General features: G+C 64.0%; 18 protein-coding genes. 10 read left to right on the top strand and 8 right to left on the bottom strand.

The genetic code is table 11. From position 1 onward, the window contains the following. Positions 1 to 4 precede the first annotated feature (4 nt). Complete coding sequence (locus ACX1DW_RS14155; RefSeq protein ID WP_013981638.1) at positions 5 to 460, top strand: YaiI/YqxD family protein; 456 nt, start codon at positions 5 to 7, stop codon at positions 458 to 460. Here ACX1DW_RS14155 and ACX1DW_RS14150 read toward each other — a convergent pair. The 3 genes from ACX1DW_RS14150 to elbB all read right to left on the bottom strand — a co-directional run bounded on the left by ACX1DW_RS14150 (position 435) and on the right by elbB (position 3,956). Continuing rightward, positions 435 to 2,567, bottom strand: coding sequence for a putative bifunctional diguanylate cyclase/phosphodiesterase (locus tag ACX1DW_RS14150; RefSeq protein ID WP_458991718.1), 2,133 nt, complete (start codon positions 2,565 to 2,567; stop codon positions 435 to 437). The two genes, ACX1DW_RS14155 and ACX1DW_RS14150, sit on opposite strands and share 26 nt — an antisense overlap. A gap of 111 nt (positions 2,568 to 2,678) precedes the next feature. Beyond that, complete coding sequence (locus ACX1DW_RS14145; RefSeq protein ID WP_013981640.1) at positions 2,679 to 3,146, bottom strand: thioesterase family protein; 468 nt, start codon at positions 3,144 to 3,146, stop codon at positions 2,679 to 2,681. Between the two features lie 144 nt (positions 3,147 to 3,290). Continuing rightward, positions 3,291 to 3,956 carry an isoprenoid biosynthesis glyoxalase ElbB gene (gene elbB / locus ACX1DW_RS14140; protein ID WP_011911772.1) on the bottom strand — a complete coding sequence of 222 codons (666 nt, stop codon included), beginning with the start codon at positions 3,954 to 3,956 and terminating at the stop codon, positions 3,291 to 3,293. Positions 3,957 to 4,259: 303 nt separating this feature from the next. Here elbB and hemB point away from each other — a divergent pair, with 303 nt between their 5' ends. Together hemB and ppk1 are read left to right on the top strand one after the other, a co-directional pair. Beyond that, positions 4,260 to 5,273 (top strand): porphobilinogen synthase, encoded by a 1,014-nt coding sequence (gene hemB / locus ACX1DW_RS14135; RefSeq protein WP_161611804.1) that lies wholly within the window; start codon positions 4,260 to 4,262, stop codon positions 5,271 to 5,273. Between the two features lie 20 nt (positions 5,274 to 5,293). Then, complete coding sequence (ppk1, locus tag ACX1DW_RS14130; RefSeq protein WP_156245529.1) at positions 5,294 to 7,504, top strand: polyphosphate kinase 1; 2,211 nt, start codon at positions 5,294 to 5,296, stop codon at positions 7,502 to 7,504. Between the two features lie 97 nt (positions 7,505 to 7,601). Here ppk1 and ppx read toward each other — a convergent pair whose 3' ends face one another. After that, positions 7,602 to 9,104 (bottom strand): exopolyphosphatase, encoded by a 1,503-nt coding sequence (gene ppx, locus ACX1DW_RS14125; RefSeq protein WP_110778205.1) that lies wholly within the window; start codon positions 9,102 to 9,104, stop codon positions 7,602 to 7,604. A 182-nt stretch (positions 9,105 to 9,286) separates the two neighbouring features. On the opposite strand from ppx, the gene trxA reads away from it, so the two are divergent. From trxA to ACX1DW_RS14105, 4 genes are all read left to right on the top strand, one after another. Next, positions 9,287 to 9,613: a thioredoxin TrxA gene (trxA, locus tag ACX1DW_RS14120; protein ID WP_003283463.1), complete on the top strand. Its 327-nt coding sequence runs from the start codon at positions 9,287 to 9,289 to the stop codon at positions 9,611 to 9,613. A 233-nt stretch (positions 9,614 to 9,846) separates the two neighbouring features. Continuing rightward, positions 9,847 to 11,106 carry a transcription termination factor Rho gene (rho, locus tag ACX1DW_RS14115; protein ID WP_003295563.1) on the top strand — a complete coding sequence of 420 codons (1,260 nt, stop codon included), beginning with the start codon at positions 9,847 to 9,849 and terminating at the stop codon, positions 11,104 to 11,106. Between the two features lie 123 nt (positions 11,107 to 11,229). Beyond that, positions 11,230 to 12,696: a 4-hydroxy-3-polyprenylbenzoate decarboxylase gene (gene ubiD / locus ACX1DW_RS14110; RefSeq protein WP_458991717.1), complete on the top strand. Its 1,467-nt coding sequence runs from the start codon at positions 11,230 to 11,232 to the stop codon at positions 12,694 to 12,696. 73 nt (positions 12,697 to 12,769) lie between these two features. Further along, positions 12,770 to 13,741 carry a CDP-6-deoxy-delta-3,4-glucoseen reductase gene (locus tag ACX1DW_RS14105; RefSeq protein ID WP_200600439.1) on the top strand — a complete coding sequence of 324 codons (972 nt, stop codon included), beginning with the start codon at positions 12,770 to 12,772 and terminating at the stop codon, positions 13,739 to 13,741. A 52-nt stretch (positions 13,742 to 13,793) separates the two neighbouring features. On the opposite strand, the gene ACX1DW_RS14100 is transcribed toward ACX1DW_RS14105, so the two are convergent. The 3 genes from ACX1DW_RS14100 to ACX1DW_RS14090 all read right to left on the bottom strand — a co-directional run bounded on the left by ACX1DW_RS14100 (position 13,794) and on the right by ACX1DW_RS14090 (position 18,536). Further along, positions 13,794 to 14,459: an SPOR domain-containing protein gene (locus ACX1DW_RS14100; protein ID WP_110778202.1), complete on the bottom strand. Its 666-nt coding sequence runs from the start codon at positions 14,457 to 14,459 to the stop codon at positions 13,794 to 13,796. Continuing rightward, positions 14,460 to 16,199: an arginine--tRNA ligase gene (argS, locus tag ACX1DW_RS14095; RefSeq protein ID WP_285360129.1), complete on the bottom strand. Its 1,740-nt coding sequence runs from the start codon at positions 16,197 to 16,199 to the stop codon at positions 14,460 to 14,462. Positions 16,200 to 16,313: 114 nt separating this feature from the next. Beyond that, complete coding sequence (locus tag ACX1DW_RS14090) at positions 16,314 to 18,536, bottom strand: primosomal protein N' (protein WP_200600435.1); 2,223 nt, start codon at positions 18,534 to 18,536, stop codon at positions 16,314 to 16,316. A 195-nt stretch (positions 18,537 to 18,731) separates the two neighbouring features. Between ACX1DW_RS14090 and rpmE the strand changes: the two genes are divergently transcribed. The 3 genes from rpmE to ACX1DW_RS14075 all read left to right on the top strand — a co-directional run bounded on the left by rpmE (position 18,732) and on the right by ACX1DW_RS14075 (position 21,171). After that, the gene (gene rpmE / locus ACX1DW_RS14085) at positions 18,732 to 18,944 is read left to right on the top strand and encodes a 50S ribosomal protein L31 (protein ID WP_003301052.1); all 213 of its coding nucleotides are present in this window, start codon (positions 18,732 to 18,734) and stop codon (positions 18,942 to 18,944) included. Positions 18,945 to 18,964: 20 nt separating this feature from the next. Further along, positions 18,965 to 19,759 carry a thermonuclease family protein gene (locus tag ACX1DW_RS14080; protein ID WP_458991716.1) on the top strand — a complete coding sequence of 265 codons (795 nt, stop codon included), beginning with the start codon at positions 18,965 to 18,967 and terminating at the stop codon, positions 19,757 to 19,759. A 143-nt stretch (positions 19,760 to 19,902) separates the two neighbouring features. Further along, positions 19,903 to 21,171, top strand: coding sequence for a malic enzyme-like NAD(P)-binding protein (locus tag ACX1DW_RS14075; protein ID WP_102839582.1), 1,269 nt, complete (start codon positions 19,903 to 19,905; stop codon positions 21,169 to 21,171). A 66-nt stretch (positions 21,172 to 21,237) separates the two neighbouring features. On the opposite strand, the gene ACX1DW_RS14070 is transcribed toward ACX1DW_RS14075, so the two are convergent. Continuing rightward, positions 21,238 to 23,658 carry a penicillin-binding protein 1A gene (locus ACX1DW_RS14070; protein WP_200600433.1) on the bottom strand — a complete coding sequence of 807 codons (2,421 nt, stop codon included), beginning with the start codon at positions 23,656 to 23,658 and terminating at the stop codon, positions 21,238 to 21,240. Between the last annotated feature and the right edge of the window lies 1 nt (position 23,659).

Genomic DNA, 23,659 nt, shown 5'->3' with positions numbered 1-23,659 from the left:
TCCGATGCGCGTATGGATCGACGCCGATGCCTGCCCGCGCGCAGCCAAGGATCAGGTGATCAAGTTCGCCCTCAAGCGCAAGTTCGAGGTGCTGCTGGTCGCCGGGCAGAGCCAGGTCAAGCCGGCATTCGCCTGCGTGCGACTGATCGTCGTGCCGAGCGGGCCGGATGCCGCGGACGACTATCTGGTCGAGCATGCCGAGCCCGGTGATCTGGTGATCTGCAGCGACGTGCCACTGGCCGACCGGCTGGTGAAGAAGGGGGTCGCCGCGCTCGACCCGCGCGGGCGCGAGTTCGACGAGCGCAACATGGGCGAGCGCCTGGCAGTGCGCAACCTGTTCACCGATCTGCGGGATCAGGGGCAGGTGGGTGGCGGCCAGGCGGCTTACGGCGAGCGTGACCGTCAGGCGTTCGCCAATGCGCTGGACCGACTGCTTACGCGGTTGTCACGGTCGCAGTGAGTGGCCGCTCGGCCAGCCAGTCGCGCAGCGCCGGTAACGGTAGCGGCCGGCTGTAGTAGTAACCCTGGATGAAGTCGCAGCCGTTCTCGCGCAGATAGTCGAGCTGCACAGCCTCTTCCACCCCTTCGGCCACCACCTTCAAACCCAGCTTGTGCGCCATGGCGATGATCGCTGCGGTGATGGCGCGGTCGTTGGCCTGCTCGGCAATTTCCCGAACGAACGCACGGTCGACCTTGAGCGTATCGACCGGCAGCTGACGCAGGTAGGTCAGCGAGGAATAGCCGCTGCCGAAGTCATCGATCGAAACCTTCACGCCCAGCTCGCGCACCGCGTCCAGCGTGCGGATCGCCGCGCCGAGGCTGTTCATCAGGGCGTTCTCGGTGACTTCCACGGTCAGTCTCGCGGGCTCCAGCCCCGTGCGTTCGAGGATCCGCGCAACCACCGCGGGCATCTGCGGGTTGGACAGGTTGAGCGCCGAGCAGTTGACCGCCATGCGCAGATCGTGGCCTTCGCCCAGCAACATGGCCAGGTCGGCGCAGGCTCGGCGCGCCACCCAGGTGTCCAGCTCGGCGACGAAGCCATGCTGTTCGGCCAGCCCGACGAAACGCTCCGGACTGATGAACCCCTGCTGCGGATGCTGCCAGCGCACCAGCGCTTCGAGGCTCACCGGGCGCCCGCTGCGGCCGTCGACGATGGGCTGGTAATGCACGCTGAGCAGGTTCTCGTTCAGCGCGCGGCGCAGGTCCTGCTCCAACGACAGGTCCTCCTGGGCGCGCAGTTCCAGAGCCGGGTTGAAGCGCAGGCTGCGGTTGCGGCCGCTGGCCTTGCACTGTCCGACGGCCAGGCCGGCGTGACGGAACAGGGCATCGAAGTTGAGGCCATCTTCCGGGTACTGACTGATGCCGATGCTGGCCGTAAGGCGCAGCTGGGTCTCGCCGAGGACGAACGGCGGGCGCAGCTGCTCGAGGATCCGGTTGGCCAGTGCCTGGGCGTGCTCCCACGCGCCCAGGGTGAGCACGCAGAACTCGTCGCCGGAGAAGCGCGCCAGCATGTCGTGCTGACCGAGCACCGCGCGAATGCGCTGCGCCGTCTGCTGCAGCGCCAGGTCGCCGCTGCGGTGGCCGAGGCTGTCGTTGATGCGCTTGAAGCTGTCCAGGTCCACCACCAGTACGGCCAGCGCCTGGCGTTCCGCCCGCACGGCCAGCACCTGGGTGACCATCTCGGTGAAGGCGCGGCCGTTGAACAGGTTGGTCAGCGGGTCATAGTGGGTCATCGCATTGAGCTGGTGCTCGGCCAGATCGAGCGCCTGGCGCTGCTCGCTGAAGCGCTGTTCGGCCCAGCTCGCGGCGATGCCGGTGACGATCACCAGCAGGGCTACCAGGCCGATCGCCGTGGCCAGGGCGCCCTGGCCGGTGTGGCTGCCGAATGGCGCGGCGTGCTCCACTAGGCCGGCGGGGACTGCCAGGGTCAGCGCGTGCATCCCGGTGTAGTGCATGGAGACGATTGCCGCACCCATCACCAGGCTGCATAGCAGGCGCTGCCAGCGCTGATGGCGGCTCTGGCTGGTGCGAAAATGAAAGCCCAGTACCAGCGCGGCGATGGAAGCGCCAATGGCAATCAGCACCGAGGCGGCAAACGCCAGCGGCGCATAGTACAGCGTGGCCAGCGAGCGAATCGCGGCCATCCCGGTGTAGTGCATCGCCGCAATGCCGATGCCGGCAGCGGCTCCGGCCAGGGCATACTGCGCCACGCTCAGGTGATCGCGGCCGAGCACGCGCATCACCACGTAGGACACTGCCACGGCGATCAGTAGCGAAAGGGCGGTAATGCCGTGCTCGTAGCGAATGTCCAACGGCGCCCGGAAGGCCAGCATGCCGATGAAATGCATCGACCAGATTCCGCCGCCCAGGGCGAAGGCGCCGACCCAGCGCCAGAGCTCGCGCCCGCGCGGGCTGCTGCTGCGGCTGACCCGCTTGGCCAGGGCCAGGGCGGTGAAGGCCGCGGCGCTGGCGATCAGATAGGAGAGCACGACCAGCATCGGGTCATGGCTATGCCCGAGCAGGGCAACCTGGTCGGCGGGCAGGTCGGAAAACAGCAGTCTGGACACGCGGCGGCACTCGAACTGTCGGGCGTCCTGCCTCGCGGAGATGATGGCTCATGGCCATGTTCGGCAGAGTGTACGAGAGCGCACCCCGGCCGCCAATCTCCTATCGGCCGTTCAGCCGCAAAGATAAGTGCCGGTGCCCACGGCGATCAGCGTGTCCGATTCGTTGTGCAGCTCCGAACGCACCACCGCGACCTTGTTGCCCGAGCGCAGCAGGGTCGCGCTGGCCGTGAAGCGCGTACCGCGGCCGGGGCGCAGATAGTCGATGCGCAGGTCGATGGTGCCGAGGCGGGACAGGCGGGCGGCGCGCTCCTGCATGGTCAGGTGACGATGCTTGTCGAAGGCGCCCAGCATCGCCATGGCGCCACCGGCGACGTCGAGCAGCGAGGCGATCACGCCGCCGTGGAGGATGCCATGGACGAAGTTGCCGACCAGCTCGGGCTTCATTGGCAGGTGCATCACCACCCGCGAGGTGGAAATCTCATCGAGCTCGATGCCCAGGGCCTGGTTAAAGGGGATGCGCTCGAACATCTGGCGTACCGCCTGGGCCTGCTCGGCGAGCAGCGCATCGTCATGGTTCATGGTCGGCATTCCTGAAGAGGGTCGGACCAAACTGCCCGAGGACGTCCGGGCTGAACAGGCCGACGGCAAGAGCACCCGCGGCTTTGGCGACTTTCGCGCAAAAAAATCCCGGGTTGCCCCGGGATTTGCAGCCTGCTCGAAGAATCAGTCCTCGGTGGTCATCTCCAGCACTCGGTCGACCAGCTTGTAGATGCCGGACGCCGCTTCACTGATGGACTGCGCCAGCATGTAGGCCGGAGTAGTGACCAGGCGGTGCTGCTTGTCCACCACGATGTCGCTGACCTCGCAGGCCTGGTGGCTGGCACCCATCTGGCCGACGGCCTTGGCGGCGTCGGCGTCGTCGCTGCCGAGGGTGCAGATCACGCCGGCGCCGAAGATCTCCGCGGCCATGGTCGGCGCGATGCACATCATGCCGACCGGCTTGCGCGCCTCGGCGAAGGCCTTGACCAGCGCCACCACGTCCGGCAGCGCCTTGCTGTTCGCACCTTCGGTGGCGAAGGTGGAGAGGTTCTTCGCGGCACCGAAGCCGCCAGGCATGATCAGCGCGTCGAAATCCTCGGCGCGTGCCTCGCGCAGATCCTTGATTTCGCCACGGGCCAGGCGTGCCGATTCGGTCAGCACGTTGCGCGATTCCGGCATTTCCTCGCCGGTCAGGTGGTTGATCACGTGCATCTGCGCAATGTTCGGTGCGAAGCACTGCACCTTGACGCCGCGCTGGTCCAGGCGCAGCAGGGTGATGACGCTCTCATAGATCTCCGAGCCGTCGTAGACGCCACAGCCGGATAGGATCACGGCGACTTTCTTGTTCATAGCGATACTCCTGGTCAGTTTTCAACGGCCCTGGGGTGGGCGCTGCGGATGCACTCGATGCTAATACCTGGAACGGTTCCAGGTAAGCCCTGCCTGCTGACTTGGATTCGCCGGACCGCTCGGTGTTCATTGCCGCGGGTCTGGCCCGGTGCTTTGCGGCTGATCAAAGCACTGGCAGACATCGGCGGGGCTGGCGACAATGGGGCGATTTCGCAGGCCCGGCGGCATGGCGCTGTCATCATTTCGTCATGCTTCAGGCCTATAAACGTCATATTCGCCCGTTCTGCGGGCCAGGAGTCCGTTGTGAGTTTCGTTCCTGCCAGCCGGTTGTTCCCTGCCACTCGCCTGCGTCGCAACCGTCGCGATGAGTTTTCCCGCCGCCTGGTGCGTGAGAACGTGCTGACGGTCGATGACCTGATCCTCCCGGTGTTCGTGCTCGATGGCGAGAACCGTCGCGAAGCCGTGCCGTCGATGCCCGGCGTCGAGCGGCTATCCATCGACCTGCTGCTCGAGGAGGCCGAGGAACTGGTGGCGCTGGGCATCCCGGCGCTGGCGCTGTTCCCGGTGACGCCGCTGGAGAAGAAATCCCTGGACGCCGCCGAAGCCTGGAACCCCGACGGCATCGCCCAGCGCGCAACCCGTGCGTTGCGTGCGCGCTTCCCGGAGCTGGGCATCATCACCGACGTCGCGCTCGATCCGTTCACCACTCACGGCCAGGACGGCATCCTCGACGACAACGGCTACGTACAGAACGACATCACCGTCGATGCGCTGGTCAAGCAGGCGCTCTCCCATGCCGAGGCCGGTGCTCAAGTGGTCGCGCCGTCGGACATGATGGATGGACGCATCCAGGCGATCCGCGAGGCGCTGGAAGTGGCCGAGCACCACAACGTGCGCATCATGGCCTATTCGGCCAAGTACGCCAGTGCCTACTACGGCCCGTTCCGCGATGCAGTGGGTTCAGCGGCGAATCTCGGCAAGAGCAACAAGAACACCTACCAGATGGACCCGGCCAACGGCGACGAGGCACTTCACGAGGTGGGCGCGGACCTGGCCGAAGGCGCCGACATGGTCATGGTCAAGCCCGGCCTGCCGTACCTGGACATCGTCTGGCGGGTAAAGGAGGCTTTCAAGGCGCCGACCTTCGTCTATCAGGTCAGCGGCGAGTACGCCATGCACATGGCTGCCATCCAGAACGGCTGGCTGAGCGAGGCCGTCATTCTTGAGTCTTTGGTCGGCTTCAAGCGCGCCGGGGCCGATGGCATCCTCACTTACTTCGCCAAGCAGGCGGCACAACAATTAAAACGGGGCCAGTGAGCTCTTTTCGAGGCAAAGCGATGATCAACCAGGGACTCAGCGAAAAGGATCTGCAGGACGCCGTGGTCAGCGAGATGCTGGAACCGGCCGCGCCCGAGGTGGCGGTGCCTGCGCCGGCGGAGGCGATCGAAGAGACGCCGGTTGCGCCGGTGACCAATCTGGATGACAGCGCACTGTATATCCACCGCGAGCTTTCCCAGCTGCAGTTCAATATCCGCGTGCTGGAACAGGCGCTGGACGAGTCCTATCCGCTACTGGAGCGGCTGAAGTTCCTGCTGATCTTCTCCAGCAACCTCGACGAGTTCTTCGAGATTCGCGTTGCCGGGTTGAAGAAGCGCGTCACCTTCGCCCGCGAGCAGGCCGGCGCCGATGGTCTGCAGCCGCATCAGGCGCTGGCGCGCATTTCCGAGCTGGTGCATGAGCAGGTCGACCGCCAGTACGCGATCCTAAACGACGTGCTGCTGCCGGCGCTGGCCGAACACCAGATCCGTTTCATTCGCCGCCGGCACTGGACGGCCAAGCTCAAGGCATGGGTGCGCCGCTACTTCCGTGACGAGATCGCACCGATCGTCACGCCGATCGGGCTCGATCCGACCCACCCGTTTCCGCTGCTGGTGAACAAGAGCCTGAACTTCATCGTCGAGCTCGAAGGTGTCGATGCCTTCGGTCGTGACTCCGGTCTGGCGATCATCCCGGCGCCACGTCTGCTGCCGCGGGTGATCCGCGTGCCGGAGTCGGTCGGCGGTGCGGGCGACAACTTCGTCTTCCTCTCCTCGATGATCCACGCGCACGCCGACGATCTGTTCCATGGCATGCGGGTCAAGGGCTGCTACCAGTTCCGTCTGACTCGTAACGCCGACCTTTCGGTGGACACCGAGGACGTCGAGGACCTGGCCCGTGCGCTGCGTGGCGAGCTGATCTCTCGGCGTTACGGTGATGCCGTGCGTCTCGAGGTGGCCGACACCTGTCCCCAGCACCTGGCGGACTTCCTGCTCAAGCAATTCAGCCTCGGCGAGAGCGAAATGTACCGGGTCAACGGCCCGGTCAACCTGACCCGACTGTTCAGTATCACCGGCCTGGACAGCCACCCGGAGCTGCAATACAGCCCGTTCACCCCGTCGATTCCGAAGCTGCTGCAGAACAGCGACAAGATCTTCAGCGTGATCAACAAGCAGGACATCCTGCTGCTGCACCCCTTCGAATCCTTCACGCCGGTGGTCGACCTGCTGCGCGAGGCGGCCAAGGACCCTTGCGTGCTGGCAATCAAGCAGACGCTGTACCGCTCCGGGGCCAACTCCGAGATCGTCGATGCGCTGGTGGATGCGGCGCGCAGCGGCAAGGAGGTCACCGCGGTGATCGAACTGCGCGCCCGCTTCGACGAGGAATCCAACCTGCAGCTGGCCAGCCGTCTGCAACAGGCCGGTGCGGTGGTGATCTACGGCGTGGTCGGCTACAAGACCCACGCCAAGATGATGCTGATCCTGCGCCGCGAGAACGGCGAACTGTGCCGTTACGCGCACCTGGGCACCGGCAACTACCACGCCGCCAACGCGCGGCTGTACACGGACTACAGCCTGCTGACCTCGGACGATGCGCTCTGCGAGGACGTCTCCAAGCTGTTCAGCCAGCTGATCGGCATGGGCAAGACCATGCGCATGAAGAAGCTGCTGCATGCGCCGTTCACGCTGAAGAAGACGCTGCTCGACCTGATCGCCCAGGAAACCCAGCACGCCGCCGAAGGCAAGCCGGCGCACATCATCCTGAAGATCAACGCGCTGACCGACCCGAAGATGATCAAGGCGCTGTACAAGGCCAGCCAGACCGGCGTGCGTGTCGATCTCATCGTGCGCGGCATGTGCTGCCTGCGGCCGGGCATCGCCGGGGTGTCGCACAACATCCATGTGCGCTCGATCATCGGCCGCTTTCTCGAGCACAGCCGGGTGTTCTATTTCCAGAACGATGGCGACGAGAAGCTCTATCTCTCCAGTGCCGACTGGATGGAGCGCAATCTAGATCGGCGGGTGGAAACCTGCTTCCCGGTCGAGGGCAAGAAGTTGGTGACGCGGGTGAAGAAGGAGCTGGAAGGCTTCCTCAGCGACAACACCCAGAGCTGGATCCTGCAGCCTGACGGCAGCTACGTGCGCAACAGCCCGACCGGCAACCAGAACGCGCGCAACGTGCAGAGCACCTTGCTCGAGCGCCTCACCGGGCCGCAGGTCGGCACGCGCTGAGGTCGCGGCTCGTTCCAGGCACGGCGCCGGTGCCGGCCCGGTTGGGTGCGACGGCACCACACACCTGAATCGACAAGGGCCCCTGCGGGCCCTTGTTTCATTTCATGCGCAGTTCATAACCCACCCGTGCGAGCCAGGCGGCTTCGGCCTCGAAGTCGGCGCGGGTCAGCGGGTTGGCGTTCAGCCAGTCGGGCGGGAAGATCAGTTCGAGACTGCGCTCGGCCGGCTTGAGCTGCACATCGGAGACCGCGTTCGCGCCGCGGATATGATGAAACAGGATCGCGAAGCGCAGCAGGATGCACAGGCGCACCAGGGCATCGGCGTCGGCACCGAGTTCGCCGAACTTGTCCTGTGGGATGTTGCGCCGGTGGCCGCGCACCAGTAGCGCCAGCATGAGCTGGTCCTGGCGCGAGAAACCGGGCAGGTCGGAGTGCTCGATCAGGTAGGCGCCGTGCTTGTGGTAGTGGTAGTGGGCGATGTCCAGACCCACTTCGTGCACCCGGGCTGCCCAGGCGAGCAGTTCGCGGTGCCAGTCCTGGTCGAGGTTCCAGGCTTCGGCCACCTGGTCGAAAGCCTCCAGCGCCTTGGCCTCGACCCGCGCGGCCTGCTCCATGTCGACGTGGTAGCGCTCCATCAGGAAGCTCAGCGAGCGATCACGAATGTCCTCGTCGTGATGGCGGCCCAGCAGGTCATAGAGCACCCCTTCGCGCAGGGCACCCTCGGAATGGGTCATGCTGCTGATCTCCAGGGCATCGAAGATCGCCTCGAGAATCGCCAGGCCAGCGGGAAACACGCCGCGGCGATCGGGCTTGACGCCGTCGATATCGATCTTGTCCACCTCGCCGAGCTTGAACAGCTTGCGCTTGAGCCAGCCGATACCTTCGACGTTGGCCTCTCCGTTGCCCATGCCGCCGCTCTTGATCGCCAGCCCGACGGCGCGGATGGTGCCGGATGCGCCGATGGACTCCTGCCAGCCGAGCCGGCGCAGGCCATGCTCGATGCCCATCAGCTCGACCCGCGCCGCGGTGTAGGCCTGAGCGTAGCGTGCCGGGGTGATCTTGCCGTCACGGAAGAAACGCTGGGTGTAGCTCACGCAGCCCATCTGCAGGCTTTCGCGCAGCTGCGATTCGAAGCCTTCGCCGATGATGAACTCGGTGCTGCCACCGCCGATATCGGCTACCAGCCGCCGGCCCGAACCGCTCGGGATGGTGTGTGACACGCCCAGATAGATCAGGCGCGCTTCTTCGCGGCCGGAGATGACTTCCACCTGATGGTTGATGATCTCTTCGGCGCGGCGGATGAAGGTGGCGCGATTGCGCGCCTCACGCAGCGCGTTGGTGCCGACGATACGCACGGCGCCCTGCGGCAGATGATTGACCAGCTGGGCAAAGCGCCGCAGGCAGTCCAGCCCGCGCTGCATGGCGGCTTCGTCGAGCAAGCGGTTTTCGTCGATCCCGGCGGCCAGCTGGACCTTTTCTCCGAGACGTTCAAGGATGCGCATTTCGCCATTGCTGGTGCGCGCGAGCACCATGTGAAAACTGTTCGAGCCCAGATCCAGGGCAGCGATCATGGGAAAGGTCTCGGCGGTGTTCTGGCGCATTGGGCAGTCTCGATGCAAAACCCCGACATCCTGACATGATCGCCCCGATCCGCCAACGCAGTCTTCGCCGCCGCAGAGCCTCTGATCGGCTGCTCGTAGCCCGCTGGCGGGTCTGCGGCTTTCGATCCGTCCGCAGTAGGGCTATGATGGCGACCTTTCTGTTCCGACCCTGGAGAAAATCCATGAGCGAATACATCAACAATGTCAGCGACAGCAGTTTCGAGCAGGACGTCCTCCAGGCCGACGGTCCCGTGCTGGTCGACTACTGGGCTGAGTGGTGCGGCCCGTGCAAGATGATCGCGCCGGTACTCGACGAGATCGCCAAGGATTACGAAGGCCGCCTGAAGGTCTGCAAGCTGAACATCGACGAGAATCAGGAAACTCCGCCGAAGTACGGTGTGCGCGGTATCCCGACGCTGATGCTGTTCAAGAACGGTAACGTCGAAGCGACCAAGGTCGGCGCACTGTCCAAGTCGCAATTGGCTGCCTTCCTCGACAGCAACATCTGAGTACGACGAAGATCGCCTCCAAAGCCCTCGCACTTGCGGGGGCTTTTTTCTTCAGCAGGGTGGACGCTTCGCCTGCACGGTGCTAAATTCGGCCTCGCGACGCTTTCTTCCGTCGCCCTCTGCATGCCGTCGCCGACGCACTTCAGCCTCATAAAGCACAACGAGCCTCGTTCGTCTCCTGCTGCGCGGCTTCTCAAGCTAATCGCTTTCTACATCCTTCCTGATCTCTTTCTATGAATCTGACCGAACTCAAGCAAAAGCCCATCACCGAACTGCTGGAAATGGCCGAACAGATGGGCATCGACAACATGGCCCGTTCGCGCAAGCAGGACGTGATTTTCTCCCTGCTGAAAAAGCACGCGAAAAGCGGCGAGGAAATCTCCGGTGATGGCGTGCTGGAGATTCTCCAGGACGGTTTCGGCTTCCTGCGCTCCGCGGATTCTTCCTATCTGGCCGGCCCGGACGACATCTATGTCTCGCCCAGCCAGATCCGCCGCTTCAATCTGCGCACCGGTGACACCATCATCGGCAAGATCCGCCCGCCCAAGGAAGGCGAGCGTTACTTCGCCCTGCTCAAGGTCGACTCGATCAACTACGATCGACCGGAGAACGCGAAGAACAAGATCCTCTTCGAGAACCTGACTCCGCTGTTCGCCAACCAGCGCCTGAAGATGGAAGCCGGCAACGGTTCCACCGAAGACCTGACTGGCCGCGTGATCGACCTCTGCGCGCCGATCGGCAAGGGCCAGCGTGGCCTGATCGTCGCACCGCCGAAAGCGGGCAAGACGATCATGCTGCAGAACATCGCCAGCAACATCACCCGTAACAATCCCGAGTGCCATCTGATCGTCCTGTTGATCGACGAGCGCCCGGAAGAAGTGACCGAGATGCAACGCACCGTGCGCGGCGAAGTGGTTGCCTCCACCTTTGACGAGCCGCCGACCCGCCACGTGCAGGTCGCCGAAATGGTGATCGAGAAGGCCAAGCGCCTGGTCGAGCACAAGAAGGACGTGGTCATCCTGCTCGACTCCATCACTCGTCTGGCGCGCGCCTACAACACCGTGATCCCGAGCTCCGGCAAGGTGCTGACCGGTGGTGTCGACGCCCACGCCCTGGAGAAGCCCAAGCGCTTCTTCGGCGCCGCGCGCAACATCGAGGAGGGCGGCTCGCTGACCATCCTCGCCACCGCGCTGGTGGAAACCGGCTCGAAGATGGACGAGGTGATCTACGAGGAATTCAAGGGCACCGGCAACCTCGAACTGCAGCTGGATCGCCGCATCGCCGAGAAGCGTGTGTTCCCGGCCATCAACATCAACCGCTCCGGCACCCGCCGCGAGGAGTTGCTGACCGCCGAGGACGAGCTGCAGCGCATCTGGATCCTGCGCAAGCTGCTGCACCCGATGGACGAGATCGCGGCCATCGAGTTCCTGCTCGACAAGCTCAAGGACACCAAGACCAACGACGAATTCTTCATGTCCATGAAGCGCAAGTAAGCGACTCGTCGTTGCCAACAAGGCCGGGGAAACCCGGCCTTTGTCTGTCTGCAGATTTTGGAAAACCCGACGCGGGCGCTAAACTTTGCGCCCCGACCCTGCCGGCCCATGCGAGGCTCAAGCATGCAGTATCGCGATCTGCGCGACTTTATCAGCGGCCTGGAAAAACGCGGTGAGCTCAAGCGCGTCACGGCTGCCGTCTCCCCCGTGCTGGAAATGACCGAAATCTGCGACCGCACCTTGCGCAAGCAAGGTCCGGCGCTGCTCTTCGAAAATCCGACCGGTTTCGACATGCCGGTGCTCGGCAATCTGTTCGGCACGCCCCAGCGGGTCGCTCTCGGTATGGGCGCCGAGGATGTGTCCGAACTGCGTGAGATCGGCAAGCTACTGGCCTTTCTCAAGGAGCCGGAGCCGCCGAAGGGGCTGAAGGACGCCTGGAGCAAGCTGCCGATCTACAAGAAGGTCATCAGCATGGCGCCCAAGGTGCTCAAGGACGCGCCCTGCCAGGAAGTGATCATCGAAGGTGACGACGTCGACCTGGCGAAGATCCCGGTGCAGCACTGTTGGCCGGGGGACGCCGCGCCGCTGATCACCTGGGGCCTGACTATCACCAAGGGCCCGAACAAGGAACGGCAGAACCTCGGCATCTACCGGCAGCAGGTCATCGGCCGCAACAAGGTCATCATGCGCTGGTTGAGCCACCGTGGCGGTGCGCTGGATTTCCGCGAGTGGTGCGAGAAGTACCCGGATCGGCCGTACCCGGTGGCGGTGGCGCTGGGTGCCGATCCTGCGACCATTCTCGGCGCGGTTACGCCGGTACCCGATACGCTGTCCGAATATGCCTTTGCCGGCCTGCTGCGCGGCTCGCGCACCGAGCTGGTCAAGGCGGTCGGCTCCGAGCTGCAGGTGCCGGCGTATGCCGAGATCGTTCTCGAAGGGCATATCCATCCCGGCGAGATGGCCGACGAAGGACCCTACGGCGATCACACCGGCTACTACAACGAGGTGGATCGCTTCCCGGTGTTCACCGTCGAGCGCATCACCCACCGCAAGAATCCGATCTACCACAGCACCTACACCGGACGTCCGCCGGATGAGCCGGCGATTCTCGGTGTCGCGCTGAACGAGGTGTTCGTGCCGATCCTGCAGAAGCAGTTCCCGGAGATCGTCGACTTCTATCTGCCACCGGAAGGTTGTTCCTACCGCATGGCGGTGGTGACCATGAAGAAGCAGTATCCCGGCCATGCCAAACGAGTGATGCTTGGTGTCTGGTCGTTCCTGCGCCAGTTCATGTACACCAAGTTCGTCATCGTCACCGACGACGACATCAATGCCCGCGACTGGAACGACGTGATCTGGGCCATTACCACGCGCATGGACCCCAAGCGCGACACGGTGATGATCGACAACACGCCGATCGACTACCTGGATTTTGCCTCGCCGATCTCCGGGCTGGGCTCGAAGATGGGCCTGGATGCGACGCACAAGTGGCCGGGCGAAACCAACCGCGAATGGGGGCGGGCCATCGTTCAGGACCCGGCCGTCAAGCAGCGGGTCGATGAACTCTGGTCGCAGCTGGGTATCGACTGACATAACCGAAGAGGCGGGCCCGAGCCCGCCCGAAGCCTTGACGGGTTCACCCGTTCACAGAAAAGACGTGCAGATGAAAGTGACCTTGCAGCCCTCCGGCGCCGTGCTCGATGTGCGACCCGGCGAACGCCTACTCGATGCGGCCAAGCGGCTGGGCTACGAATGCCCGCAGAGCTGCCGCAATGGCAATTGCCATATCTGTGCCTCGCTGCTGGTCGAGGGCCGCCTGCGCCAGGACGGCGAGGTGCGCGACCACGGCGAGCTGCTGGCCTGCCTGGCCGAGCCGCTGGAAGACTGTGTGTTGCTCTGGGATGGTGTGCTGGCGCCCGGCGAACTACCGGTGCGCGAGCTGAGCTGCCAGCTCAGTGACTACGAAGAGGTGGGTGGTGACGTGGTGCGCCTGCGCCTGCGCCTGCCGGCCGGGCGTCAGCCGCGTTATCACGCCGGTCAGTATCTGCTGCTGCAGCGCGAGGATGGCGAGTGGTCGGCTTTTTCGCTGGCCTCGGCGCCGGGCAGTGGCCGCGAGCTGGAGCTGCACGTGTTGGCTCGCGAGGAATCCGCTATCGAGTTGTTGGCCTTCCTGCGTCGCCAGGGCTTCGCTCGGATCCAGATGCCCTTCGGCGACACGCACCTGGCCGAACTGCCGGAGGGTCCGCTGGTACTGATCGCCGCCGGCACTGGCATGGCGCAGATGCACAGCCTGATCGAGTACTGCCGCGCTGCCGGTTTTCAGCATCCGGTGCATCTGTACTGGGGGGTGCGGCGACCGGAAGACTTCTATCGACTGCCGCACTGGGAGGAGTGGCAGAGCATGAGCAACCTGCATCTGCACCGCGTGGTCAGTGATGTCTGCGGCTGGGAAGGGCGCTGCGGGATGCTGCACGAGGCGATTCGCGAAGACTTCAGCGATCTCAAGCCGCTGCATATCTATGCCAGCGGCTCGCCCTCGATGGTTTACGGCACTCTGGATGCGCTGGTGGAGGCGGGAATGGACCCACATCAGATGCGCGCCGATGTCTTCGCCTACGCGCCGCGGGAAAGCTGAGCAGGGTTTCTCGGCTCAATTAAAAACGCCGGGTCATGCCCGGCGTTTTCATTTAGCGCGTCTGTCGTTGCTGCAACAGTAGGTTCTTGTAGCCGCTTGCTCCAAGGGTCTTCTGCGCTGCATTGAGTTGTTCGCGGCTGCTGAACGGGCCGACCAGCACACGGTACCAGGGCTCGTCGCGAACCTTGACGCTTTCCACCCGCACATCCTGGCCGAGCAGGATGATCTGCGCGCGCACCCGGTCGGCCTCTGCCTGTTGGCGGAACGAGCCGGCCTGCAGGAAGAACTGCGTCACGGGCGCCTTGGCGACGGTCGGTGGTGGCGGTGGCACCTGGCCGTTGAGCGCGGCCTGGGCGCGTGCCTCGTCGATCTTCGCTGCTTCTTCGGCTGTGACCGGCGCAGTCGGCGGTTCAGGCTGCTTGGTTTCAGGCGGCAGAATCACTTCGGATTCGGGCAGCAAGGTATAGAAGTCGTACTTCGGCTTGGGTGGCTGCTCGTTGGCCGGCGTGCGCTTGGGTTGCTCCTTGATCGCAGTCTTGGGCGCGTCCTTGTTGCGTTTGACCTCCTCGCCGCCCGGCTCGAGGCTCATCAGGAACATGATGAAGCCGCCGATGACCAGACCGCAGACCAGCCAGATCCAGCCAGGCACGGGCTGCTTGGCCGGCGCCTGATAACGGCTGGCGCCTCGTTTGGGCGCGGCTTTCTTCCTTGCTGCCACTTACATGCGCTCCAGGGGTTCCAGGCCGAGCAGTTCCAGGCCCTGCTTGAGGGTGCGGCCGGTCAGGGCGGCCAGGCGCAGGCGGCTCTGCTTTTGCGCATCCTGTTCGGCGCTGAGAATCGGGCAGTGCTCGTAGAAACTGGAGAACAGCCCGGCCAGGTCGTAGAGGTAAGCGCATAGTAGATGCGGCTCGCCTTTTTCGCCCACGCTGTTCAGCACTTCGCCGAACTGGGCGAGCTTGGCGGCCAGGGCGACTTCCTGCTCGGCGTCCAGCTGGATCTGTCCGCTGATCTCGCTGATACCCTTGCCCAGCTTGCGGAACACACTGGCCACGCGGGTGTAGGCATAGAGCAGGTAAGGTGCAGTGTTGCCTTCGAAGCTCAGCATCAGTTCGAAGTTGAAGCGGTAATCGCTGGTGCGATGCTTGGATAGGTCGGCGTACTTGACCGCGCTGATGCCCACCGCACGGGCGATCTGACGCAGCTCGGCCTCGTCGAGCTCCGGATTCTTGCCCTTGACCAGGGCATAGGCGCGCTGCTCGGCTTCGTCGAGCAGGTCGATCAGCTTGACCGTGCCGCCATCGCGGGTCTTGAACGGGCGGCCGTCGGCGCCGTTCATGGTCCCGAAGCCCATGTGCTCCAACTGCATGCCTTCATGGACGAAGCCTGCTCGGCGGGCCACTTCGAAGGCCATCTGGAAATGCAGGGCCTGGCGCTGGTCGACGAAATACAACACGCGGTCGGCGTGCAGCTGCTGGCTGCGATAGCGCATGGCGGCCAGGTCGGTGGTGGCGTAGAGATAGCCGCCACCGGCCTTCTGCACGATCACCGGTAGCGGGTTGCCTTCGGCGTTCTTGAATTCATCGAGGAAGACGCACTGGGCGCCATTGTCTTCGGTGAGCAGGCCCTTCTCGCGCAGGGCCTCGACGATGTCCGCCAGGTCGGCGTTGTAGGCGCTTTCGCCCTTGACGTCAGCCGGGGTCAGCTTGACGTTGAGACGGTCATAGATCTTCTGGCAGTGCGACAGCGAGATATCGTTGAAGCGCGTCCAGAGGCTCAGACACTGGTCATCGCCCGCCTGCAGTTTGACCACCAGTTCACGGGCGCGATCGGCGAACTCGGGTGACTCGTCGAAGCGCTGCTTGGCGGCGCGGTAGAACTGCTCGAGATCTGCCAGCTCGCTTTCCGCGGCGGCCGGCTTCTCCTCAAGATAGGCCAGCAGCATGCCGAACTGGGTACCCCAGTCGCCAACGTGGTTCTGCCGGATCACCTCGTCGCCGAGGAACTCCAGCACCCGGCCAACCGCATCGCCGATGATGGTCGAGCGCAGGTGGCCGACGTGCATCTCCTTGGCCAGGTTCGGCGAGGACAGGTCGATCACCACACGCTGCTTGGCGCTCGCCTTGTGCACCGCAAGTTGCGCATCGGCCAGCGCAGCTTCGAGGCGCTGGGCCAGGGCGTCGCTATTCTGGAAGAAGTTGAGAAAGCCCGGGCCGGCAATCTCGACCTTGCTGATCTGCGCGTCCTGCGGCAGTGCGGCGATGAGCTTCTCGGCCAGGTCGCGCGGCTTCATGCCGGCTGGCTTGGCCAGCATCATGGCGATGTTGCTGGCGAAGTCGCCGTGGCTCTTGTCCTTGGTGTTTTCCACCTGAATCGCGGGCGTCAGTCCCTCCGGCAGCACGCCCTCGCTGGTCAGGCGAACAAGGGCTTGCTGGATCAGGTGGCGAATGCTGTCTTTCATGGTCGGCTCGGTCCGCAGGAAGTGCGCGAAAACCCGGCATTATCGGGGCGTGATGGGTGTGGCTTCAAGCCGTGTGGTTCGCGCTGCCGGAAAGTCATGGTTCCGACGGCATAATCAGAACAGATCGATCGGGTCGACATCCAGGCTCCAGCGCACGGCGCGTCCGCCGGGCAGCTGCTCGAGCAGTGGCACCCAGGCATCCATCAGGCGATGCAAGGCCGCGCGGGCGTTGCCCTGCAGCAGCAGCTGCGCCCGGTAGCGCCCGGCGCGACGCTCCATCGGCGCCGGCACCGGGCCGAGCAGCTCGATGCCGCTGAGCTGCAGCTGCCCGAGCGTCTGCTCCGCCAGCGTGCAGGCTTCGTCGAGGAAGGCCTCGGCCTGGCCGGGCTTCTGCGCTTCGGCGCGCAGCAATGCCAGATGGCTGAAGGGCGGCAGGCCGGCGGCGCGACGTTCGGACAGCGCCTGCTCGGCGAAGGCGAAATAGCCCTGGTCGGTCAGCTGCACCAGCAGCGGGTGGTCGGCCAGGTGCGTCTGGATGATCACCTTGCCCGGTTCCTCCGCGCGTCCGGCACGCCCAGCGACCTGCACGATCAACTGGGCCATCCGCTCGCTGGCGCGAAAATCGGCGGAAAACAGCCCGCCGTCGGCGTCGAGAATCGCCACCAGGGTCACCCGCGGAAAATGGTGCCCCTTGGCGAGCATCTGGGTGCCGACCAAAAGGCAGGGCTCGCCACGGTTGATGGTGGTGAACATCTTTTCCATCGCGCCCTTGCGCGCGGTGCTGTCGCGGTCGATGCGCAGCACCGGGTAATCGGGGAACAGGACGCCGAGCCGCTCTTCGGCGCGCTCGGTCCCGGCGCCGACCGGACGCAGGTCTACCTTGCCGCAGTCGGGGCAGTTGCGCGGCGGCCGCTCGACGTGCCCGCAGTGGTGGCAGCGCAGTTCGTTGTGCCGTTGGTGCAGGGTCATGCGCGCATCGCAGCGCGGGCACTGGCTGAGCCAGCCGCAGTCGTGGCAAAGCAGGGTTGGGGCGAAGCCACGGCGGTTGAGATAGACCAGTACTTGCTGCCCGGCTGCGAGCGTCTGGCCGATGGCCTGTTGCAGCGGGCCGGATATGCCGGCGTCCAGGGGGCGGCTCTTCACGTCCAGTCGCAGGAAGCGCGGCTGCTGGGCATTACCGGCGCGCTGGCTCAGCTTGAGCAGCGCGTAGCGGCCGCTGTGGGCGTTGTGCAGACTCTCCAGCGAGGGCGTCGCCGAGCCGAGCACGATCGGCAGGTTTTCCTGGCGGGCACGGACCAGCGCCAGGTCGCGGGCGTGATAGCGCAGGCCTTCCTGCTGTTTATAGGAAGCGTCATGTTCCTCGTCGATGATGATCAGGCCGGGATTCTTCATCGGCGTGAACAGGGCCGAGCGGGTGCCGATGATGATGTCCGCTTCGCCATCGCGGGCCGCGAGCCAGGCATCGAGCCGCTCGCGATCGTTGATGTTGGAGTGCAGCAGCGCGATCCGCGCATTGAAACGCTGCTCGAAGCGGGCCAGTGTCTGTGGGCCGAGGTTGATCTCCGGGATCAGCACCAGGGCCTGCTTGCCGGCCGCGAGCACGCGATGGATCAGCTGCAGATAGACCTCGGTCTTGCCGCTGCCGGTGACGCCGGCCAGCAGAAAGGCCCGAAAGCTGCCGAGGCCGGCGCTGACTGCTTCGAAGGCGGCGCGCTGTTGCGCATTCAGCGTCAGCTCGGCCTGCAGCAGCCAGCTACCACTGTGCTGTCGCGCTGGGCTGCTGCGGCGCGACTCCACCCTTACCAGGCCCTTCTCCTGCAGCAGGTCGAGGCTGTCCTTGTTCAGCTGCAGCTTGCCGATCAGGGCGTGGGGCAGGCCGTGGGCATGCTGTGCGATGATCTTCAGGGCTTCGCGCTGACGCGGGGCACGGGCCAATCGCGGATCGTCCGGGCTGGCACTTTCGACCAGGCGCCAGTAGCGTTCCAGGCGCGCTTCGGCCGGTTCGCCCTGGCGCAACAGCACCGGCAATGCCCAGTTCAGGGTATCTCCGAGGCTGTGCTGGTAATACTGAGCGGTCCACAGGCAGAGCTTGAACAGGGGGAGCGGCAGTGGCGGCTTGCTATCCAGCAGCTCGAGCGCAGGCTTGAGTTTTTCCAGCGGCACTTCGCTCTGATCGCTCAGCTCTACCAGCACGCCGATGACCTCGCGCCGGCCGAACGGCACGCGCAGGCGCATGCCCGGCTGCAGCGAGTCGGGAGCGACGCCATGTGGTGGCAGGTAGTCGAACAGGCGGCGCAGCGGCGAAGGCAGCGCCAGGCGGAGGATGCTGGAAGGCACGCGTTGATCCTTGGTGACGAGCGCCGATGGTAAACGATCGCGGTGCTCGGTGCCGTCCGATAGCGCGTCCGGAGGCGCCGGAACGTCGGTCGCCTGCGCTTGCATCACCTTTGTGCTCTGGTATGATTCGCGCCCTACTTCGTGCGGTACTCGACATAGGGTCGGGTGGCGGCACGCAATCCCAGAGGATTCACCATGAAAGCCGATATCCATCCGAACTACGTCGAAATCGAAGCCACCTGCAGCTGTGGCAACGTCATCAAGACCCGCTCCACGCTGGGCAAGAACCTGAACATCGACGTGTGCTCCGAGTGCCACCCGTTCTACACCGGCAAGCAGAAGGTGCTGGATACCGGCGGCCGTATCGATCGCTTCAAGCAGCGTTTCGGTGTGTTCGGCGCCAAGTAAGCCGGCACAGCGGGAATCCGATGAGGTTTTCCGAGCACATGAAAAAGGCGTCCCTCGTGGGCGCCTTTTTCGTTTCCGTCATCTGCAGCCTCCCGGCGCTCGCGTTCTGTCCCTCGCCTGGGACACTGCCGCGGGTGGGCGTGGCGAAGGTGGTCGATGGCGATACGCTGCGTCTGGTCGATGGCCGAAGCGTGCGCCTGATCGGCATCAATGCGCCGGAACTGGGGCGTGACGGGCGCAAGGCCGAGCCCTTCGCCGTGGCAGCACAGCGTCGGCTGCGCGCGCTCGTCGAGGCGAGCAACGGACGGGTGGGGCTGGTCCCTGGGCGCGAGTCAAAAGATCGCTATGGTCGTACCCTTGCCCACGCCTATGACGAGCAGGGCCGTAATCTGGAATCGGCCTTGCTGGCCGAGGGCCTTGGCTTGATGGTGGCGATCGCCCCCAATACGGCGCTGGTGGCCTGTCATCTGCGGGCCGAGCGGCTGGCGCGGCAATCCCGCCTGGGTATCTGGCGCAAGCTGACGCCGGGCTCGACCCGCGCGGTGAGGCAAGGCGGATTCGCCTTGTTGCAGAGCCTAGTCGAGCGCGTCGAGCACAATCGTGGCGGCTATTGGCTGGAGATGGATGGCCCGGTGGTGGTGCACATTCCGCCACAGGCATTCGATGCTTTCGATCTGGCTGAGTTATCCCGGCTCTCTGGCAAGACGCTCGAACCCAGAGGCTGGCTGGTGGATCGTCGCGGGCGGGCCGGAAAAGGACAGGCTCGCTGGATGTTGCGGGTGACCCATCCGGCGATGCTCGGGCTGCCTCACTGACTGGGCAGTCAGCTCCGGTCTACCCGAAAAGTCGTACTGGCCTGGGCTTGACAGCCTGCGCCGCGCGCTGGCTTGTGAGCGCGCTCGTTCTTGGCGTATGCTCGACCGCCTGTCTGTCCCAGTAAAATAAGCGGAAATGCCACATGACTGACCTGAAAACTGCCGCGCTCGAATACCATGCCCAGCCCCGTCCGGGGAAGTTGAGCGTCGAGCTCACCAAGCCCACCGCCACTGCTCGTGACCTGTCCCTGGCCTATAGCCCTGGCGTCGCCGAGCCAGTTCGCGAGATTGCTCGCGATGCGGAGCTGGCTTACCGCTACACCGGCAAGGGCAACCTGGTGGCGGTTATCTCCGATGGCACCGCTATTCTCGGTCTGGGTAATCTCGGTCCGCTGGCTTCCAAGCCGGTGATGGAAGGCAAGGGTGTGTTGTTCAAGCGCTTCGCCGGTGTCGACGTATTCGACATCGAGGTCGATGCCGAGAGCCCGCAGGCTTTCATTGATACCGTCAAGCGCATCTCGATCACCTTTGGTGGCATCAACCTCGAAGACATCAAGGCGCCGGAGTGTTTCGAGATCGAGCGCGCGCTGATCGAGCAGTGCGACATTCCGGTCTTCCATGACGACCAGCACGGCACGGCGATCGTCACTGCGGCCGGCATGCTGAACGCACTGGAAATCGCCGGCAAGACGCTGGAACAGGCCAAGATCGTCTGCCTCGGTGCTGGCGCTGCAGCGACCTCCTGCATGAAGCTGCTGGTCAGCATGGGTGCGAAGATCGAGAACATCTTCATGATCGATCGCAAGGGCGTGATCCATGCCGGTCGCGACGATCTCAATCAGTACAAGGCCGTGTTCGCCCACGAAACCGATAAGCGCACCCTGGATGACGCGCTGGATGGTGCTGACGTCTTCGTCGGTCTGTCGGGGGCCAACCTGCTGAGCCCGGAAGGTCTCAAGCGCATGGCGGCCAACCCGGTAGTGTTCGCTTGCTCCAACCCTGATCCGGAAATCAGTCCTGAGCTGGCGCATGCGACGCGTTCCGACGTGATCATGGCGACCGGTCGTTCCGACTATCCGAATCAGGTCAACAACGTGCTTGGCTTCCCGTTCATCTTCCGTGGCGCCTTGGACGTTCGCGCCAAGCGCATCAACGAAGAGATGAAGATCGCCGCCGCGCTGGCCCTTCGTGATCTGGCCAAGCTGCCGGTGCCGGCCGAAGTCGCCGCTGCCTATGGTGTGGACAGCCTGGAGTTCGGCCGCGAGTACATCATTCCGAAGCCTATGGACCCGCGCCTGATCACTCTGGTTTCGGACGCTGTAGCCAAGGCTGCGATCGAAAGTGGTGTGGCTACGCTGCCTTACCCGTCGCACTATCCGCTGAAGTCGGTGAACGACGTCTTCAACGGTTGACAGCGAGAACACAAAAACCCCGCCTTGGCGGGGTTTTTTGTGCCTGCGGTAGACTGGGGGCTGTGCTTAGAACAGATCCAGCGGAGCCGCCTCGTCAGCAGGTAGAGGGCTGCCAGGAGCCTGATAGCCCGACTCGAACTCGCCCATCGGTGGCGGTGAGTCCTCGCTCTTGAATACTTCGAAATAGGCGTCAGGGGTGCCTGGCGCTGCGGCGCGACCGCTGACCGGATCGACACGCAATTTCAGCAAGCCGTCCGGTTCGGCAGGCGGATGCTCGGGCATGTCCTTGAGCACGGCGCTCATGTAGGTCATCCAGATCGGCAGGGCGACTGTGCCGCCGTATTCATTGCGCCCCAGGCTCTGCGGCTGATCGAAGCCTGCCCAGACGGTCGTGACGATGTCGGCGTTGTAACCAGAGAACCAGCTGTCGATCGAGTCGTTGGTGGTGCCGGTCTTGCCGGCGATGTCGTCGCGCCCCATGGCGAGCGCACGCCGGCCGGTACCCCGCTTGATGACGTCCTGCAGCATGCTGGTCATGATGTACGCGGTGCGTTCATCGAGGACCCGCTCGGCGAAGCGAGGCTGGCCATCAGTCTGCTCATCAGTCGAGAGCTCGTGTTCCGGCGCTGCACTGACCTCCACACCATGATCCTGCGGTTCGTGCTGCGGTACACGCGCCGGGTTTGCCTCGAAGAGCAGTTTGCCCTCGCGATCCTCGATTCGCTGGATCAGGTACGGCTCTATCTTGTAACCACCATTGGCGAAAGTGGTCCAGCCGGTCGCAATCTCCATCGGGGTCAAGGTAGCGGTCCCCAAGGCAAGTGACAGGTTGCGTGGCAGATCTTGCGGGTCGAAGCCGAAGCGGCTGATGTAGTCGATCGTATGCCCAACGCCGAGGGTCTGCAGCAGCCGAATCGATACCAGGTTTCTGGATTTATAGAGCGCCTCGCGCATGCGAATCGGGCCGAGGAACGTGTTGTTGTCGTTCTTGGGTCGCCAAATGCGATCCATCCCTTCCTCGACGAATACGATCGGCGAGTCGTTGACGAGACTTGCCGCGGTGTAGCCGGCATCCAGAGCGGCGCTGTAAATGAAGGGCTTGAAGCTCGAGCCGGGCTGTCGTTTGGCCTGGATGGCTCGATTGTAGTTGCTCTGTCCGAACGAGAATCCACCTGCCAGGGCCTCGATCGAGCCGTCCCGCGGGTCGAGTGACACCAGCGCGGCTTGTGCTTGCGGGACCTGGCTGAACAGTGCCGAGTCGTCCTGCCAGCGAACACGCACGACATCCCCGATTTTCACAACGTCCGCGGGGCGTTGTGGCCGCGGACCCATGCTGTTCGTTCCGAGAAACGGGCGCGCCCATTTCATGCTCTCCCAGGCGACCGGATGCTCGTTGCCGTCGCGAGTGAGAACCAGGATGCCGCTGTTCTCCACTTGCGTGACAACGGCCGGATGCAGCCCGGAAAGACTCCTGTACTTGCGCAGCTCCTGCATCCAGGACTCGCGCGGGAGCTCACCCAGGCGTGCCTCCGGGCCGCGGTAGCCGTGTCGCTGGTCATATTCGATAAGCCCGCTATCGAGTGCGATGTTGGCTGCTATCTGCCTTTCGCTGGAGACTGTGGTATGCACCCGGAAGCCGTCGGTATAGGCAGCGCTGCCATAGCGTCCGACCATCTCGGCGCGGGCCATTTCCGCTATATAGGCAGCATCGAGTTCGGGGGCCGCGCCGTGGTACCGAGCGGTCTCAGGTTCGGCCAGTGCCTGCCGATAGCTCGTTTCATCTAACGAACCAAGCTTGTACATCCTTCCGAGAATCCAGTCGCGTCGCTCCTTGCTGCGAGACGGGTTGACCAATGGATTGAAGGCTGACGGAGCTTTGGGTAGGCCGGCAATCATTGCCAGCTGGGCGACGCTTAGCTCGGAGATCGACTTGCCGTAATAGACCTGAGAGGCGGCCTCTATGCCGTAGGCGCGGTTGCCTAGGTAGATCTTGTTGACGTACAGCTCGAGGATCTCGTTCTTGCTCAGTTCGCGCTCGATCTGCAGCGCCAGCAGAATCTCGTTGATTTTGCGTGAAAAGCTACGTTCGCTGGTTAAGAAATAGTTCTTGGCGACCTGCATGGTGATGGTGCTGCCGCCTGTCTGGATCTGCCCGCTTTTCAATAATTGCGTGGCAGCGCGCATCAGGCCGGTTATGTCGACGCCATAATGATTGGCGAAATTATCGTCCTCGGCAGCGAGTAGGGCGTGGATGAAGTCCTCTGGGATTTCCTCGAAGCGGATAGGCGATCGGCGCATCTCGCCGAACTCGGCAATCAGCTTTTCGTCGGCGCTGTAAACCCGCAGTGGAATCTGCAGCTGTATGCTGCGCAAGGATTCAACCGAGGGAAGGTTGGGATTGAGGTAGAGAAACGCACCGCTGATGCTCAGCAGCAGTGCGCAGAAGACTGCGAAGCACGACCAGGCAAGAAATTTCAAAAGACGCATC

This window comes from Stutzerimonas sp. KH-1, assembly GCF_054483855.1.
This window is presented reverse-complemented; position numbering and strand designations above follow the sequence as displayed.

Excerpts from the sequence above, each read along its gene's own strand:
- ubiD (WP_458991717.1), top strand. The coding sequence starts at position 11,230 with ATGCAGTATCGCGATCTGCGCGACTTTATCAGCGGCCTGGAAAAACGC.
- ppx (WP_110778205.1), bottom strand. The coding sequence starts at position 9,104 with ATGCGCCAGAACACCGCCGAGACCTTTCCCATGATCGCTGCCCTGGAT.
- elbB (WP_011911772.1), bottom strand. The coding sequence starts at position 3,956 with ATGAACAAGAAAGTCGCCGTGATCCTATCCGGCTGTGGCGTCTACGAC.
- ACX1DW_RS14075 (WP_102839582.1), top strand. The coding sequence starts at position 19,903 with ATGACTGACCTGAAAACTGCCGCGCTCGAATACCATGCCCAGCCCCGT.
- rho (WP_003295563.1), top strand. The coding sequence starts at position 9,847 with ATGAATCTGACCGAACTCAAGCAAAAGCCCATCACCGAACTGCTGGAA.
- trxA (WP_003283463.1), top strand. The coding sequence starts at position 9,287 with ATGAGCGAATACATCAACAATGTCAGCGACAGCAGTTTCGAGCAGGAC.
- ACX1DW_RS14080 (WP_458991716.1), top strand. The coding sequence starts at position 18,965 with ATGAGGTTTTCCGAGCACATGAAAAAGGCGTCCCTCGTGGGCGCCTTT.
- ACX1DW_RS14145 (WP_013981640.1), bottom strand. The coding sequence starts at position 3,146 with ATGAACCATGACGATGCGCTGCTCGCCGAGCAGGCCCAGGCGGTACGC.
- argS (WP_285360129.1), bottom strand. The coding sequence starts at position 16,199 with ATGAAAGACAGCATTCGCCACCTGATCCAGCAAGCCCTTGTTCGCCTG.
- ACX1DW_RS14105 (WP_200600439.1), top strand. The coding sequence starts at position 12,770 with ATGAAAGTGACCTTGCAGCCCTCCGGCGCCGTGCTCGATGTGCGACCC.
- ACX1DW_RS14070 (WP_200600433.1), bottom strand. The coding sequence starts at position 23,658 with ATGCGTCTTTTGAAATTTCTTGCCTGGTCGTGCTTCGCAGTCTTCTGC.
- rpmE (WP_003301052.1), top strand. The coding sequence starts at position 18,732 with ATGAAAGCCGATATCCATCCGAACTACGTCGAAATCGAAGCCACCTGC.
- ppk1 (WP_156245529.1), top strand. The coding sequence starts at position 5,294 with ATGATCAACCAGGGACTCAGCGAAAAGGATCTGCAGGACGCCGTGGTC.
- ACX1DW_RS14155 (WP_013981638.1), top strand. The coding sequence starts at position 5 with ATGCGCGTATGGATCGACGCCGATGCCTGCCCGCGCGCAGCCAAGGAT.